Source organism: Streptomyces sp. NPDC051310, assembly GCF_044455245.1.
Lineage (GTDB): Bacteria > Actinomycetota > Actinomycetes > Streptomycetales > Streptomycetaceae > Streptomyces.
Map to the genome: position 1 here is coordinate 452,768 of NZ_JBITEO010000001.1, position 16,783 is coordinate 469,550.

A 16,783-nucleotide genomic window follows, 5' to 3' on the forward strand; every position below is an offset into this window, starting at 1 on the left:
CCTTCGGTTCGTTTTGCTAGCAGCCACAGAACTTCCCTGCATCCGATATGAAGGGCCGGAGCCTGCCGAAGCTCGCCCAATCTGGTTCCGCGACATCGACTCTTTCAAGAGCCCCCTTCGCGTTCGGTCGATAGAAGTTAATGGAGGACCATGACCGTTCGCCATTACCGACAGCTCTGGCGATCCAGCCCATCTCCATATCAGTGGCGTACGCTCCCGGCTGGAGCCCGGCCTTCGCCGATTCAGTGAAGTTGCCCAAGCCGCGGAGATTTACGTGAAGTGTCACCGACGAGTCCCGGATCGCGTTCTCCACTGGGCCCTGCCATGCGTCAGGGGCATAGCCGCCAAAGTGCTTGAACCCCTTACCGTCCGCCCATGAATAGGTGCCTTCCGCCTTCTGCCCCAGCGCCACGTTGCAGTTGTGGACGAGGACCGGGGTCGCGCCAGCCAGCACATAGTACGTATGGATGCCAGTGACGGTCAGGTCGTGCGTTCGCTGACGCTTGTCGAAGTGGCGCGTTGCTGCCACCTCGACCGTCTCGCCCGTCGGGGTTTGCAGCGCCATGCCCGGCCGCAGGTGGCCGGCCTCGACCCACTTGCCCTCGGAGCCGACCCAGAACGGGTGGGTCGTCGTGGCGATCAAGGCCTCCGGCTGACCCGATTTCCCCTTGATGGTGAGGTCGACGAAGCTCTTGTCGTCCTCGGTGACGATCGTGCCGGCCACCTCGCGGACCGTCGTCTCGCCCGTCTCGGGGTCGGTGACAGTGACCTTGTCACCGAGTTCAACCTCTTCGATCGGCTTGGTGCTGCCGTCGCTCAGGAGCACCATGGTTCCCGGGAGGAAGCTGTGGCACTTTTTCGGGCCGAAGAGTTGCTTCCCCTTGGCCAAGGCCGCTTGGGCCTTCTCCCGGGCGGCTGCCAGGGCCGTCTCGGCCTTCTTCACCGCCCTGGACGCCATGAACATGTCCTTGGCGCCGCCGATGAGCTCACCGACAAGGCCTGCGACCCGCTTGGCGAGCCTCGCCCCGTCAGCCCACTTCCAGGGCACGCCATACTTTGCGAGGATCTTGCCCGCGAGGCCTCCGGCGAAGCTGCCCGCGACGTTCAGCAGCGTCTCTCCGCACGCACCGAGATCTCCGCTGGAGAAACAGTCGAGTGCCGCGTCCACGCCAAGGATGTCGCGGACAATTTTGATCAGCTGCTTGGCCGCTTGCTTGACTCGCTGCGTGGCCTGGGTCTGCTGCTGTTTGGCTTGCTCTACTTCCTGCTTCGCCTTGGTTTCCGCCGGAGTGGCCGTGCCGCCCACACCCACGCAGAAGATGTCACACGGGCCACCGCACGTCGCGTTGTCCGGGCGTCCCGGTGCACACGGGTACAGACCGCTCGGGTCGGACAGCGTGACGGGACTGTTGTTGGCGTAGGCGTAGCCGTTGATCTGTTGGGGGCTGGTGTAATCGATGACCGGGTCGACGGAAATGAACTTTCCGATCACCGGGTCGTACTCTCTGGCCCCGAGATGTGTGAGCCCTGTGGATCCGTCGAGAGTGCCGCCGACGAAGCCCTTCTCGCCCGGCCAGTTGCCCGTTGCCTTGCCGCGTTCCAGACCGTACGGATCGAAGCGCCGCTGCGAGACGACTCCGGTGGTCGAGTCGATGGCCAGCTCGCCCGTGCCGTGATGGTCGGCCGCGATGAAGGAGAGTTTGCCGCCCGTACGGACTGCAACCGTCTGCCCTGCGTGGGAGTAGTAGCGCGTGGCTTCGACGCTCGTACCACCGGCGGGAAGCTTGAGCTCCATGCCCGGCAGGTAGATCGTGGTGCCGGCGGAATCCTTCCGCTGGACCCGGCTGCCGTCCGGACCGTAGAGGTAGGACGTTTCGGTACCGTCGACCTCCTTGACCTTCTGCAGCTTGCCCAGAACGTCCCACTCCAGGGCCTGGGTATCGCCGCCGGTCACACGCTTGGTCGTGTTGCCTGAGTCGTCGTACTCGTACGTCGACTGCTTGTCGCCGGTCGGTGTGTTCTCGACCACCTTGGTGACCTGGTGCGGTCCGTCACCGACCACGCCCGCGGCACCGTAGGTGTAGGTGCGGGTGATGTCCTTCGTAGCGTCGAGCCCCAGGTCGTGCACCGTCTCCGAAGTACGGTTGCCGATCGCGTCCGTGACGTAGGACTTCCAGTACGGAGCCGGACCACCCAGCGGGTTCGCTCCGGGGGTCGCCTGGCACGCGCTGGGCTTGCTTCCCGCAACGGGAGCGGCCGTACCGACCGTCCCGGATCCCGCCGCATTCGTCGCCGAAGAGGCAGGGGTCCAGGCCTCCGACAAGCGCTGGCCGTAGTTGTAGGCGAAGCACTGCACGTCCGGTGAAGCCGGATTGGCCGTGTCGGAGATCGACAGAACGTTGCCGGCCTGGTCGTACGAGTAGCTGGACTCCTTCACCGGTGCGGGCGCCCCGTACACGTCCACGAGGGAACGTGTGAGTCGACCGCTCCCCTTCTCGTAGTCGAAGGTCTGCCAGACCTTCTTTCCGGAACCTGTCGACAGCTCAAGCTGCTGCAACTGACTGTTCTTGGAGAAGACGGTGTTCGTGACGTACGAAGTGCTGCCGGTCAGCGTCGTCGGACGCTGCAGGTCGTCGTAGCCGTAGGTGAGCACCTCTGCAGGGAGGTCACCGGCGGCCGGCATTCCGGAGGACTGTACTGTGCCGTCGCGGTTGTACGCCGACGTAAAGACGTATGTACCGGCGAGCGCGCCCTGCGACGCGGGCACTGCATACGCTGTCTTGAGCGGACGGTAGAAGTCGTCCATGGCTTGTGTGACAGATCCGAAGTACTCGGTGGCACTGATATAGCGCAGAGACGCATACGCCTGTCCAAGCCAGCCCGCCTTGTCATAGCGGGTTTCGGTCAGCTTGATGCCGGTGTTCGGTTCTCCCGCCCACGTGGTGAGCGGGCGTCCGAGTTTGTCGTAGACCGTCGAGGTCTTCGTACCGCGACCGTCGGTTGCGGCGACTATGCGGTCAAGCTCGTCGTACGTGCTCGTCGAAGTGCCGGCGTCGGGGTCGATCGACTTCCTCTTCCGACCGAGCTGGTCGTACTCGTACTGCCACACGTTGCCCTTGGCGTCGGTGACCGTCGCCAGCTTTCCTGCCGGGGTGTAGGTGAACTTGGTGGAGTCATAGCCGGCGCTGGGGCTGGAAGAGGTGCCATGGTGGTGCCGGATCTCCGTGGTGTGGCCACCGGCGTCCGTGATGCTTGTCGTAGGCATGCCTCCGACCGGAGGATCGACATGGACCTGCTCGCCGTCATAGGTGGTGGTCGTCCGCCACTGCTCCACCCCGGAGACCGCGAAGATGCTCGCCTTCTTGCGCCCCAGACCGTCGTACTCGAAGAGGTTCTGGGCCCCGACCTCGCCGTTGTGGACGATCAGCAGGTCGTCCGAGGGAAGCCCGGCGGCGTTGTAGGTTTCATTGGTCTTCCTCACCTTGCCGGTCCCGTCGTAGAACGAGTCGGCGACCATGCGAGTGCCGTTCGGCCCCTCGGTCTGTATCTGGCGAGGCCGCAGCAGGCCGTCGTACAGCTGGTACTCGGAGCCGTACGAACCGTCGATCTCGACCTTCTCGGTCCTGATCGCGACGACCTTGTCCCGGCGGACGTTGTACGTGTACTTGATGCTCGGCGTCTGCGACTTGGCGCGGTCCGGCAGCCACACGGCCGTGAGCCGACCGAGACCGTCGTACGCCAGGTCGGTGCGCTTGCCGTTCGGATCCGTCTGGCCGAGCGACTGCCCCCAAGCGGCGGAGTAATCGGTGGTCGTGACATGCCCGAGGGCGTTGGTGACCGCAGTCTTGGAGATCAGACCGTTCACGTCGGTGTACGCCGTCTTGGTCTCGGCCAGGCTCGCGTCCTTCTGGGACGTGGGACGGCCGAAAGCGTCGTACAGGGTGGTACCCGTGGTCTGGTAGGTGCCGGTGGTGCCGTCGTGCGAGGTCAGGCGTTCCGTTCTGGTGGGGTCGCCCTTCGAGGGAGCCGCACCGAAGACGCCTCCGTCGTAGGACGTACGCTCGTCCGTGATGACCTGGGTCTTGCGGTCCGGAGCAGTTCCGCAACCGACTGCCACGGCTTCGCTGCGAGACGGCAGGGAAAGCAGGTTCGCGGCGGCGTTGTCCGCGTACCAGGTACGGGTGCAGGTGTCGTCCGCGGCCGTTGAGACGTCTCCGAGGTCCTCGACCTCGTAGACCCGTCCCGTACGGTTCGCTGTCTCGTACTTCGTGGTCGACTTGGTCTCGCGCCAGCCGCCTGCCGACAACGGTGTGAACCCGCGGGTCGTCTGCGTCCTGACGAGGGTGGAATACGTGGTGCCCCAGCTCCGCTTCTGAGTCGCGGTTGTGTGCTTCCACGGCGTGCTGATCACTTTGGAGACCGGATTGGCCCCGTCGTACGTGGCGGTCTCCAGCTCGAATCCGGTGAACTCCTTGGCATCCGCGTACTCCGCTCCGGTCGAGTCCTGGACTCTGACCGCACGGGTACCGCCGCCGGCGTCCTTGTCGCCGTCCATGCCCTGCATGAACGTGTAGTCGACTCGGGTGGTCTGCTGGGTGGCGCTCCCACTGGTGACCTTGACCTTGCCGTAGCCCTGCCATGAACCCCAGGTCAGGTACTTGTCCTCGGTGATGCCATCCGGTTCAGCCTTACGCCAGGCGGCGTCGCCCTGGTAGTCGTACCGTGTGACGAGGCTGGCGCCGCCGCCGGTGCGGTCCGTCTCGACGATCTCGGCTACGACGTACTTGTGGAACCAGTCCGTGACCGGCTCGATGTAGCCCGGCGGCGCCCACTTGACCGGATAGCAGCGCTTCGTCGACTCACCCGGCTTGGGCAGGCCCGCCTTGGTGCACTCGGTCGCGGCATAGTTGATGTCCAACTGAGCGCCCGTCTCACTCAGCACCGTGGCGAGGCGGAAGCGGTGGAACGGCGCGATGTTGTCACCGACCGCGTCCACCCGGTTGATGAGCTGCTGTCCGTACAGCTCGAGCGTCGGTAGCTTGACTGTGGTGCCGACCCGGCCCTCGTGGTCGATCCTCGACAGCCACAGCGTCTTGGAGTCGTCACCGTTGTCGGTGAACAGGTGGGTGAAGGCCCACGCGTCCACGTCCTGATAGGACGCGGCGTCCTTCCGCATCTGCGTCGTGACGCCGGTCAGCCGTTTGGTCGTCCAGAAGGTCTGACCGACGGTGCATTTGGTGTTGGGCGCGCACTCCTGATCGACAGGCACATCGGGCCAGTAGGCGGCGTTCGCCTTGGTGCGCTTGCTCTCTGCGCAGTCGAAGTCGGTCGTGGGCAGACACCGCTCGGCGACGTTGAAAACCACACGGGCCGGGGCCTTGGCGGCGTATACCGAACCGTCTCGCTGGCCGTAATCGATCCGCTTGAGATAACCGCCACGGTGGTAGGCGGTTCCGATGACATCCGTCTTGCCGTTCAAGGCGTAGTGGTTCGTCTCAGGCGCGTAGTAGTAGGACATCACGTTGCCGTGCGTGTCCTTGACGTAGTCGAGGCTCCAGCGCCAGGCCTGCTGGCAGTGGGCGCTGGTGAAGGTGGCGTTGTAGCACGGCTCCCCGGAGTCGTCACCGAAGACCGGAGCCGTCCACGTGGATCTGGTTTCCTCGTTGCCGGCGGCCCACCCCGGCAGACGGTTCAGACCGAAGTAGTACTCGGTTCCGTCTGTGGTCGTGACGCGCCAGTACTCGCCGTTGTCGTCACCGTTTCCAGTGGCGAGGCTGGTGAGCTTTTCGATCTTCGAGCCATCATCGTTCGACAGATGCCACTTGCCGGTCGTGTCGTCCTTGATGATCTCGGCGGCGCTGCCGTTCAGCAGGATCGTGGCGTTGTCGAAGGCCCAGCACTGCTCCCCGGAGCCGGAGTGACCGTCGTCCGAGCAGGGCTTGTAACGCCGCTCGATGTAGCCCGGATCGTACGAGAAGCCTTCTCCGATCCAGGAGCCCTGGTTGTTGGTGATGGATGTCCGGCCGTCAGCGGACTGGGACGAATACCCCAGGCCGACGGTGGGCGTCAGACCTCCCGGCGTAGGGATTGTGCGCAGAGGGTAGTTCCAGCTGAACCCCCCGGATGAGGTCGCCACGTTCCAGCTTGCGGAAGGTGCAAGCGCGGTGGCTTTGTAGGTGCCCTGAGCCGACGACGGGCCCGCCGAGACGGCCAGCAGGGACTCGCCCTGCACGGCCATGGCTGACGGCCCGGTCTCCGCGGGAAGGGCGGTGACCTCGGCCGAAAGCATGTGCTTCTCGGTGTCGTTCACGGTGGGAAGCGATGTGGGAAGTTCCGGGCACGCCTTGCTGCCGGGCTGGGCCACCACCGCGCACGCAGGCAGTTGCACCAGGCGCAGACGCGCACCGTAGTTACCTCCGTAGCCTTCGGCGAAAGCCGCGTAATCAACGGTCAGCCGGACGCCGACAGCGCGCTCTTCACCATCGGCGCGCTGCACACGCAGGAGTGCTCCGGCGCCGATCTCGGCGGCACGTTTCGGGTCCAGTACGTCAACACGCACCCTTCCGGGCGTGGTGGCAGCTTTTGCGGCAGGCGATCCGGCTTTGCTCACCGCTTTCGCCGACGCTGTAACGGCGACCGGAAGACCACCCGCTTTCACCGTGGTGGGTGACTTGGCGCCGAAGGCAGTCAAGGGCAACTCGGCGCTGCCCTGCACCGGCCAGGCGGTCGTGCCGAGTCGCTGCACCGCAGCATCGCGCGTGGGGTCCGAGGGACGCGGCTTGACCTTTCCGTTGACTCCCTCCACCGGGTCACCGAAGTTCTGCACACCAGGCCGTTGCCGGCCCTTGTCGTCGGCGAATGCCACTGGTGTGAGTGTTGAACCGCAAACAGCGAGGGAGAGGCCGAGCACCGTGGCTGCGACCATGGATCTGGGCATGCGGCGGCCTAGCAATCGGCCACGTAGAGGCATGAGGAACTCCGCCGTTAGAAGTCGGAAGAAGAGCAGGAAACGCGGGGCGGGCCACTGTGGAGCAGGAGTCGACACGCCCCGCGGTGTTACATGTCCGGCAGCGGAGTGCCGGCCGCCATCTTCTGGACGGCGGTCAAATCAGCCGCGCCCGTATAGGCACGTACCTCGTCGAGCGCCCCCGCGAAGAACTCGCTGTCGCCGATGGCCGAGCGGCCGACCTGAAGGCCGCCGTTGGCAGCCCAGGTGGTGGCGTCCGTGCCACGGGCCGACGCCGCCAGCTGGCCCTGGACATACAGCCGGATCTCATTGGCGAATGCGTCGTACACCACCGCGAGGTGTTGACCGGAACTGTCCGTGTCCGGTAGTTCCTGGTCGTCCACGAGCGACGTCACGCCTGCGGTGGCGGTGTCGGACGTCGCGACGGCGAGCTCCCAATGGGCACCGTCGGCCCCGGGCCGGTAGCGCACCACCACCCGGTTGGCGGCCGTACCCGGCAGCGAAAGGACCGTCTGCGGCTTGACCGGGTCGAGCGAGGTGAGCCTCGCCCGGGCCGAAACCGTGAAGCTGGAGGCCCCGGTGAACGGCGCCGCTGCGGTGGAGGCATAGTCGCCGGTGCCGTCCAGCACCAGGTGACCGGTGCCCACGAGCGGGGCCTCGCCGAGGAAGTCGTCCTTCGGCGGAGTGTAGATGTACGCGTTGTCCGCCAACGACAACGCTGGACCGCCCTCAACGGTGTTCGCCGACGTGCCGCTGGTCGCACTGTCGAGTGCCCAGTAGCCCTTGCGCTCCGGCTTGACCCGCATCATCTCGGCGATCTGGGCCGCGGGCAGTACGCGGTCGGCGACGCGAACCTCCGCGAGGTCACCGCTGAAGTGGTTCCGGTAGCCCGTCTTGGCGGTCGAGCGGCCGATCTGGAGCGGGCCGTAGGACTTCCACACGGCCGGACGCTGGGCCGAGCCCCTGAGGGTCTCGTTGACGTACAGCTGCAGTTGCTTCTTCTCACCGTCGTAGACGCCGGTCAGGTGGACCCAGGCACCCGCGGTCACCATGAGGCCGGTGGCCGCTGCCCGGAACTCGCCGATGGTGTCGACGTCCGTCACCGGGATCTCGAAGGACCAGGTCTTCAGAATGGAGTCGTAGCCCAGGGTGAAGCCGGGCTCTCCGGTTCCGTCCTGGCTGACGACGGCCATGTCATGGGTCAGGTCGGTCGGACGGACCCAGGCACTGACGGTGAAGCCCTTCGACGAGTCGATGACCGTCTCCTCCGTGTCGAGGAAGGCATTCGAGGTGCCGTCGAACCGCGCAGCGGAATCCGACTTGCCGCCGGGGCCCTCCACGCCGAACGTCACGCCGGTGCCCGCCGTCGCGGAGTAGGTTTCGCGCTCGTCATGAGCCTCCGTACTGCCCGGTTCGTCGGCGAGGTTCCACTGGCCGGTGACCGGCCTGCCCTCGCTCACCCGGAACTCGTAGCGATGGGTCGTGCTCGGGTTCTCCGCCTTGTCCACAGCGACGACCTCGAGCCAGTGCAGGCCGTCCCTCGTCGGCATCCAGGACACCGATGCGGGGCCGCCCGGCGTTGCCGCCGCCACCGTGGTGGCGGGCGAGGCAGTGGAATCGAAGGCGTACCGGTACTTCACGACGTCCGTGTCCGGCACGGCGTCGTTCGGGTTGGGAGAGAAGGTGAAGGTGCCGTACGAACCCACACCGTCGTGGTACACGGTGTCGGAGGGGTACTGCTTGGACACGACATTGGGCTTGCCCGGCAGTGTGGCGTCGTAGATGAACTCACACTTCGACGCGGACCAAGGTCCCCAGCCGTCCCCGTCGAAGGCTCGGGCGCTCCACGAGATGACGCGGTTCTGCGGGATGGTGCGCTTCACCGTGTGCTCGAACTTGGTGCCGGCCACGGGGGCGAGGTAGCTGGGCGTTCTGGCGAGGTACGACTGTGCCGCACCGGCGCTGTCGGTCCACTCGACCTTGAACTCGACGATGACCTTGTCGGTGTGACCGTTTCCGTGGTTGGGGTCACGCGCCTCGGTGGAGAGCTTGGGGGGCACCTCGGCGTACGGGCGTGCCGCGCCGGTCCTGCAGCCGCCACCCGGGTCACTGGACATCATGCTCGCGGTGATCTGTGACGGCAGCGTGTTGTAGCTGACGGACAGGTACGCATTGCCGCAGATGCGCTTCCACTCGGCGAACCGGCTCTCGTCGTTGGCCCGAAGGCCCAGGGTCATCGAGGTGACGCCGGCGTTGGCGGCGGACCTGACCGTGTTGGCAAGCGCACCGGTGCTCGCACTCTCGAAATGCAGGTTCGCCCGGCTGGAGCAGGACCCGGTCGGGGATATGGACGTGTCGACCGTCTGCAAGTGGGTCGTCCAGTCGTCCTGCGTGTTGCTCCAGTTGCTGGACGACGTGATCGAGTAGTTGCCGCTCCCGATCCGGTACAGGCGGATGGGCTCGGCGGTCGGCTGGGCACTGTAGATGTGCTCGACGTTGGCCGAGAACGTGGCGCCCAGGATCTGCTTGCCCTTGTAGAACGACATGGGCATCGTGAACAGCAGCCGCCGCACTCCCACGCCGTTGCAGGACACCGGGTGGTAATCGGTGGGGCACTTGCCCACGCCGGCGCTACCGGAGTACTTCCAGTCCTGCTCGGTCGGCATACCGGACATCACACCGGTCCACGCAGTGCGGGAGGTGGTCCGCTGGATGGGGTCGATGACGAGGGGGAAGACCGTGTCGGCCGAGGTGAGCAGCTTCTTGTCCGGCACCAGACTCAGCTTGCCCTGGCTGATCTCCAGGCCGAGCGGAGCCACCTTGCCACCGCCTCCGGGCCCGTCCAGAGCGGGGGCCGGGGCGGGAGCCACCGTGGCGAGGGACCGCCGAACCGCCTTCGTGCCGCCCCGCGGCACCGCCGCGGCCTCCTTCACTGCGGCTGAATCCCACATGGTGGGCTTGCCCGCCTGGAACACGGTGCCGCCGACCGCCGCGTCCTCGGCCTTGAGGGCGCCCGTGGCGTCCTCCTCGACCTTCAGACCACCGGTCTTCAGGCCCAGGTCGACTCTGGCGAGCCGGGGGTCGGCCGCAGCCTCGGGCGTCTTGACGACCAGCAGGTGGCCGAAGCCGTCGGCCTCGGCGCGCACGGTCAGGTCGACGCCGGGCAGGGCGTCCACGAAGGTGGCTGTGTCGCCGTCGAGGGCCGGCGCCGGAAGCTCGCCGTAGGGCCAGGTCAATGCGAGTTCGCGCCCTGCGCGGCTTAAGGACACGAACGGCTTGCCGGCTTCGCCCGAGGAAACGCGCAGGTCCGTCGTCGCAGCCCGCGGAGCGGCCGAACCATCCGCGCGCTTGATCAGCGTGGTGTCGATGTCGACCCACTTGCCGGCCTTCACGGTACGCACCGGCTGCGTGTATTCCCGTGCGGTGTACGTGCCGTCGGGCTCGGCGAAGACCTCGCGCCGGTCGGTCCGGAAGGTGAGCACCTCGACCCGCTTGCCGCCCTCACGGGCTGCTGCACGGGCTTCGAACTCCGTCCCGGCCGCCGAAGCGGCCGGCTGGGTCTTCCTGTCGGGTGCGGGCGTCTGGAGCCCGCTCATTCCGGCGGTGAGGACGGCGCCTGCCGTCGCGGCCACCACCGCGCTGCGCAGCAGCGTGCTGCGACGTATCCGTGCGGACACGTTTCCACTCCCCTTGGTGCTCATGTCGATGTCGCGGGTTCCACGTGTCCGTGTCATCCGACGACAGTGCCGAACGCGCCGTCGCCGGCCGGGATGCCGCCCTCGCCGGGGCGCCACGTCTGCGTCGGGGCGGAGCCCTGTGCCGCCGTCCACGGGAAGCCGTACACCGCGTGTCCCGGTGCGGCCCCGTACGGCAGACCGACGAACAGCGAGGCCCGCGTGGCGCCGAGGCTGATGCCGGTCAGGAGCTGGTTGCCGGAGGTTTCCGGAATGCCGGTGCCGGGTTCCATCCAGGTGTCACCGATGCCGGGGGCACCGACCATGGGCAGGACATGCACGCCGCCCTTGTCGCGTTGCTCCTCGGAGGACTCTTCCCCCGGCACGCCGATGGCGAGGCGCATGCTCGAGGCTGTGCTCACCGTGGTGGGTGAGGTGTTGACCGCAGCCAGACGCTGCCCGAAGAAGTCCCCCGGTTCGGCCGCGCCCTCGACGTCGGCCGTGTTCTGGTCGATCCAGTTCAGGATCGTCACGCTGCCCGCCGCTGTGATGTGGTAGGTCCGCACGGCTCCGGCGTCGACGGCGCCCACCAGGTCCTCGCTCGGGGCACCGACCGCGAGCAACCAGTCACCCGCAACCGCGGAGCCGGAAGGGCGATACGGCACCAGGGCCGCGGAGGTGCCGAAGCGGTCACCGTGCTCGGCGGCTGATTCGGCCCCTGCCGGGCGATCCTGCCCCATGGCAAAGACGGGTGTGGGAATGCCGTCCGTGTTGATCGAGGGCCGGAAGCCGTGCACCGCGCCCGCCGCGAGGTCGGTATCGATGGACTCGCCGGGCGCGCCGACGACGAAGAGCTGACCGGTGGCCACGACGGACGCGCCGAACTGGTCGTACGCCTCGGTGGTGTCCCAGACACCTGGACTGTCCTGGCCGACCGAGGCCAGCGCGAAGTCCGGGCCGTACATACAGGTGACCAGACCGCTGTTGGTGAGTCCGCGGACGTCCTCGCCCGGCACACCGATGATCAGGTACGGGACCCCGGTCTTCGACACGGTCGTCGCGATCGAGTAGCCGACCCAGTCCTCCGGTTCCGACCCCTCCCCCATGAGGCCGTCCACACCCTGGCGGAAGCCTATGGTGCCGTTGGTCCCGAGGCCGGCAGCGGAACCGTGGACGAGCTGCACCAGTCCCGCGTCCGCGACATCGGCGACGTCTTCGTACGGCGTGCCGATCGCGAGGTCACTGCATCCGTCGCTGTTGGCGTCGTACACGGCGAAGGAGAAGCCGAACTGGTCACCCGCTTCCGCCGCGTCAGGGACTCCGGCCAGTTCCTGGGAGACCTGGACGGTCCCCTTGCCACCCCCCAGCACCACGTTGACCAGGCCGGCCTTCTCCTGACCGTTCACGGTGGCCATCGGGTCGGCGATGACGGTGTCGCGCAGAGCGTCACCGTTGAAGTCGTAGTCGGCACCTCCGGCGCACCCAGTCGCCGCTGCCGCCGGCTGTGGTGAACCGGATCCGCCCCCTACGGATACGAGTACCGCCGCAGCGGCGCCGGCGGCAATCCGCCACCAGGCTTTCCTTGTGCCGGACATACATGTCCCCCACCCCTATACGTTTGGTCTGACCACGCAACATTGACCGGGGTAGGTCAACCACTCAAGGAGTTGATGTCGGACATGAACGGTCATGTCCGATCACGAATTGATCACAAGGCCTTTACATGCTGTGATCACTTCTTCAACGAACGATCCATCCATCAGCGCGACTTGACTCACGAAGAGGGTCGTACGGCCTGAAACCGACCGGCGTATGACGAGTTGCCCTGACCACAGAGGTGAAGCAGTAGTGAAAGGCGACGGCCGGCTGACGCCACAGGTGCCTGGCCCCATTCTCGTGATCATCCCGACGTACAACGAGGCTGAGAACGTCGAAGCGATCGTCTCCCGTGTGCGGTCGGCGGCGCCCCACACGCACATCCTGATCACGGACGACAACAGTCCCGATGGCACCGGCAAGATCGCGGACGAGATGGCCGCTGCGGACGATCACGTCCACGTGCTGCACCGACAAGGCAAGGAAGGGCTCGGCGCCGCCTACCTGGCCGGTTTCCGGTGGGGCATCGACCACGGGTACGAAGTCCTCGTCGAGATGGATGCCGACGGGTCCCACCAGCCGGAGGAACTCCCCCGGCTTCTCGACGCACTGACCGATGCCGACCTCGTCATGGGTTCACGCTGGGTCCCTGGCGGCAGCGTGGTGAACTGGCCCGCGTCACGCGAGGTGCTCTCCCGCGGTGGAAGCCTGTATTCACGGCTCCTGCTCGGTGTTCCCATGCGTGACGTCACGGGCGGGTACCGGGCCTTCCGGCGCCGGACGCTGGAAGGGATCGGCATGGAGCACGTCGCCTCCCAGGGGTACTGCTTCCAGGTGGACCTGGCGTGGCGCACGGTGAAGTCGGGCTTCCGCGTGGTGGAGGTGCCGATCACCTTCGTCGAACGCGAGCGCGGGGACAGCAAGATGAGCCGCGCCATCGTGATCGAAGCCCTGTGGCGCGTCACTGCGTGGGGTCTGCACAGCCGCCTCAAAGGCCTGCTCGGACGCGACCGTTGAAGCGCACAGCGTCGTACGCACGTGTTAATACTGGGATGGTGGTGAAGTGTCCGTGGCCGGCTCCTTGCACGGCTTAGCAGCAGAGAGAGTCCAGATGCCGGGAGTACAGGCCGCGACGGCCCCGGCGATCGGCGGGCGTTCCGGTCACCGACGGCGGAAAACGCGTTCGGATGACTCCTTCGCCCATCGGGTACGCCGCTCCGCGCGCCGCGCATGGCAGGCGGTCGCCGCGTACGCCGTGGTCAGGTGCCTCGGCGTGGCGGCCGTGCTGGTGCGGACGGACGAGGGCGGGCCCGGCCTCGGCACGATCCTTGCTGCTCGGTACGACGCCATCTACTACCTCCACATAGCCGAGTACGGCTACGCAGCACCGATGGCGAACGACTGCGTCGTGCAAGGTGCCTTGTGCAAGTACGCGTTTTTCCCTCTGTATCCGGGACTCATACGGGGATTCTCGGCCGTGCTGCCGCTTCCGGTGGGCTGGGTGGCCTGGGGCATCGCCGCGATCGCCTCGCTGCTCGCCGCCTGGGGCATCTTCTCCGTCGCGGAGCGGGTCGCCGGCCGCCGGACGGGCGTGATCGCGGTCGTCCTGTGGGGCATAGCGCCCCACGCCATGGTCGAGTCCATGGCCTACACCGAACCGGTGTTCACCGCGCTGTCCGCCTGGGCCCTGTACGCGGCCCTGTCACACCGGTGGACTCAGGCCGGGCTCCTCGCTTCGCTCGCCGGCCTCACGCGCCCCTCCGGCTCGGCCGTGGTGGCAGCGGTGGTCCTGACCGCCTTGTGGACCATGTTCGTCTCCCATCGGCGCAGAGAAGAGGCATCGGTCCGGGGGGACCGTACCGGCCCCCTCCTCGTGGCCGTCCTCGTCGCGCCGCTGGGCTGGTGCGCGTGGTTCGCCTGGGTCGGATACCGGGCGGGTGACTGGCGCGGATACTTCCAGGTGCAGGAGAAGTGGGGCAGCGCCTTCGACGGGGGCCGCTTCACCTTCCACCGGATCGCGGACATGTTCCTGCAGCGGTCCCTCACTCTGAACACCGCCGTGGTGGCCGCCACGATCATCAGCGCGGTGGTGCTGTTCGTCCTCTGCGTCCAGCAGCGGCAGCACCCCGCCCTCCTGATTTACGCCGGGGTGCTCCTGCTCATCGCGGTGGGTGGCGAAGGATACTTCCACTCCAAAGCACGGTTCCTGCTGCCGGCCTTTCCGCTGCTCCTCCCGATCGCCCAGGGCCTCGCGAAGGCACGCCCCCGGACGGCGTACACCCTGCTCGCGGCGAGCACCCTGCTGTCCAGCGCTTACGGTGTCTACCTCATGCTGGTATGGCAGCGCTCCCCGTAAATCCGACGCCTGGGCGGTGCCACGTATGCTCACGGCGAAGCCGACGCACCGGAAAGAGACAGTGACGTGAACTACAGGGTCCAGCCCACCGCCCAGGTCGCCGACACCGCCGAGATCGGCGCCGGGAGCAGCGTGTGGGAGCTCGCGCAGATCCGCGAGGGAGCGAAGCTCGGCGAGGGCTGCGTGATCGGCCGCGGGGCGTACGTCGGCACCGGCGTACGCATCGGCAACAACGTGAAGCTCCAGAACTACGCCCTCGTCTACGAGCCGGCCGAGCTGGAGGACGGCGTCTTCGTCGGTCCGGCGGTCGTGCTCACCAACGACCACAACCCGCGCTCCGTCGACCCCGAGGGCAAGCAGAAGCGCGGGGGCGACTGGGAGGCCGTGGGCGTGAAGGTCGCCGAGGGCGCCTCGCTCGGGGCGCGCTCGGTGTGCGTGGCGCCCGTGCGCGTCGGCCGTTGGGCGATGGTCGCCGCGGGCGCGGTCGTCACCAAGGACGTCCCCGACTTCGCGCTGGTCGTGGGGGTCCCGGCGCGGCAGATCGGCTGGGTCGGCCGGGCCGGCGTACGGCTGGTGGAGCGGGACGGCGAGCCCGGCGTGTGGGAGTGCCCGCAGACGGGCGCGCTGTACGACGAGAAGGACGGCGCCCTGGCCGAGCGCACCGCATAAGGCACGCCGCGCAGGGCAGCGCCCCGCGCATCGGCGGCCGGCTCCGGACCGACGGGAGCCGGCCGCTTCGCCGTACCCGGTCCCGGCTCGCGCGGACAGGCCCTCAACACGCGGTGCGGGGGCCCGAACCGCCGTGCGCCGGGCCTGCGACGGCACAATCTTCCCCGAGGCAGGCAATCGCGCCGCACTCAAGGTGAATCTTCCTCTTTGCGACGGCCCGTCCACGGACGCAGAAAGTACGTGAGGATGTCACAGGTTCAGCCCCGCACCAGGGTGACCCCGCCCCCGCACCGGCCCGCGGCCGGTACGGCACGGCCGAAGGGGTCCGGACCGATACTCGCCGGCGCCGCGCGGCGCGCGTGGCCCGCGCTGGCCCTGTACGCGCTGGTCAGGACGGTCGGCGTGCTGGTGATCCTGCCGCACACCGACCGGTCCGTCCTGCAGGTGCTGGCGAGCAGGTTCGACACCACCTGGTACGTGCTGATCGCGGAGGAGGGCTATCCGGCGACCTGCCCCGTGCAGGGCGAGCTGTGCCGCTACGCCTTCTTCCCGCTGTATCCGGGGCTGATCCGCGCGGTGACCGCGCTGACGCCGCTCTCCGCGCAGTGGGCCGCGTGGCTCATCGCGGTCACGGCGTCACTGGCCGCCGCCTGGGGCGTGTACGCCGTCGTGGAGCGGGTCGCCGGGCGCCGGGCCGGGATCGTCTCGGTCGTGCTGTGGGGCCTGGTACCGCACGCCGTCGTGGAGTCGATGGCGTACACGGAGGCGCTGTTCACGGCGTTCTCCGCCTGGGCGCTGTACGCGGTGCTGACGCGCCGCTGGATCACGGCCGGGGTGCTGGCCGTGCTCGCGGGGCTGACGCGCCCGCCGGGCGCGGCCGTCGCCGCCACGGTGGCGCTCTGCGCCCTGTGGGCGCTGTGGTCGGGCCGGCGGCCCGCGGGGCCGGAGGAGCAGCAGCCGCACGGGCGGGAGCCCCGGCAGGTGGCGCGCCTGGTGACGGCGGTGGTGCTCGCCCCGCTGGGGTGGCTGTCCTGGTTCGGCTGGGTCGGGTACCGGGCCGGGCGCTGGGACGGCTACCTGCGGGTCCAGGAGCGCTGGGGGACGTCGTTCGACGGGGGCCGGTTCACGCTGCACCGGGTGACGCAGGTCTTCACCCAGCAGACGGTGTTCCTGGACTCGGTGGTGATCGCGGCGACGCTCACCATGGCCGTGGTCCTGCTGGTGGTCTGCCACCTGCAGCGGCTGCCGGCGCCGCTGCTGATCCACGCCACGCTGATCGTGCTGATCACGGTCGGCTGCGCCGGGTACTTCCACTCCAAGGCGCGGTTCCTGATCCCCGCCTTCGTGCTGCTGATCCCGCTGGCGAAGCCACTGGCCAGGGCGCGTCCGGCGGTGGTGTGCACCCTCCTGACGGGCGCGGCGCTGATATCGAACGCGTACGGGATCTACCTGCTGACCGTCTCCGACCACTCGCCTTGAGAGACCGCGACAGGCTGAAGGCCCGGGCTCCGCGGAGCCCGG

7 protein-coding genes are annotated in these 16,783 nt (G+C 67.7%); 4 read left to right on the plus strand and 3 right to left on the minus strand.

Features of this window, described 5'->3' with window-relative positions:
• Positions 1-16: 16 nt before the first annotated feature.
• From ACIA79_RS02085 to ACIA79_RS02095, 3 genes are all read right to left on the minus strand, one after another.
• Positions 17-6,865 carry a polymorphic toxin-type HINT domain-containing protein gene (locus ACIA79_RS02085; RefSeq protein WP_399426098.1) on the minus strand — a complete coding sequence of 2,283 codons (6,849 nt, stop codon included), beginning with the start codon at positions 6,863-6,865 and terminating at the stop codon, positions 17-19.
• 191 nt (positions 6,866-7,056) lie between these two features.
• A complete protein-coding gene (locus ACIA79_RS02090; protein ID WP_399426100.1) occupies positions 7,057-10,644 on the minus strand; it encodes a LamG-like jellyroll fold domain-containing protein in 3,588 nt (1,195 codons plus the stop codon).
• Positions 10,645-10,697: 53 nt separating this feature from the next.
• Positions 10,698-12,056, minus strand: coding sequence for a VCBS repeat-containing protein (locus ACIA79_RS02095; RefSeq protein ID WP_399426102.1), 1,359 nt, complete (start codon positions 12,054-12,056; stop codon positions 10,698-10,700).
• A gap of 397 nt (positions 12,057-12,453) precedes the next feature.
• Between ACIA79_RS02095 and ACIA79_RS02100 the strand changes: the two genes are divergently transcribed.
• From ACIA79_RS02100 to ACIA79_RS02115, 4 genes are all read left to right on the plus strand, one after another.
• Positions 12,454-13,254 (plus strand): polyprenol monophosphomannose synthase, encoded by an 801-nt coding sequence (locus ACIA79_RS02100; RefSeq protein ID WP_399426104.1) that lies wholly within the window; start codon positions 12,454-12,456, stop codon positions 13,252-13,254.
• A gap of 256 nt (positions 13,255-13,510) precedes the next feature.
• Positions 13,511-14,593 (plus strand): glycosyltransferase family 39 protein, encoded by a 1,083-nt coding sequence (locus ACIA79_RS02105; RefSeq protein ID WP_399426105.1) that lies wholly within the window; start codon positions 13,511-13,513, stop codon positions 14,591-14,593.
• 66 nt (positions 14,594-14,659) lie between these two features.
• The gene (locus ACIA79_RS02110; RefSeq protein ID WP_031070420.1) at positions 14,660-15,262 is read left to right on the plus strand and encodes an acyltransferase; all 603 of its coding nucleotides are present in this window, start codon (positions 14,660-14,662) and stop codon (positions 15,260-15,262) included.
• 246 nt (positions 15,263-15,508) lie between these two features.
• On the plus strand, positions 15,509-16,741 hold the full coding sequence (locus ACIA79_RS02115; RefSeq protein WP_399426107.1) for a glycosyltransferase family 39 protein: 1,233 nt from the start codon (positions 15,509-15,511) through the stop codon (positions 16,739-16,741).
• Positions 16,742-16,783: the final 42 nt, after the last annotated feature.

Bases quoted from the DNA above. Each gene is read 5' to 3' on its own strand.
- ACIA79_RS02095 (WP_399426102.1), bottom strand. From the start codon at position 12,056: ATGGCCACCGTGAACGGTCAGGAGAAGGCCGGCCTGGTCAACGTGGTG.
- ACIA79_RS02100 (WP_399426104.1), top strand. From the start codon at position 12,454: ATGACGAGTTGCCCTGACCACAGAGGTGAAGCAGTAGTGAAAGGCGAC.
- ACIA79_RS02115 (WP_399426107.1), top strand. From the start codon at position 15,509: ATGTCACAGGTTCAGCCCCGCACCAGGGTGACCCCGCCCCCGCACCGG.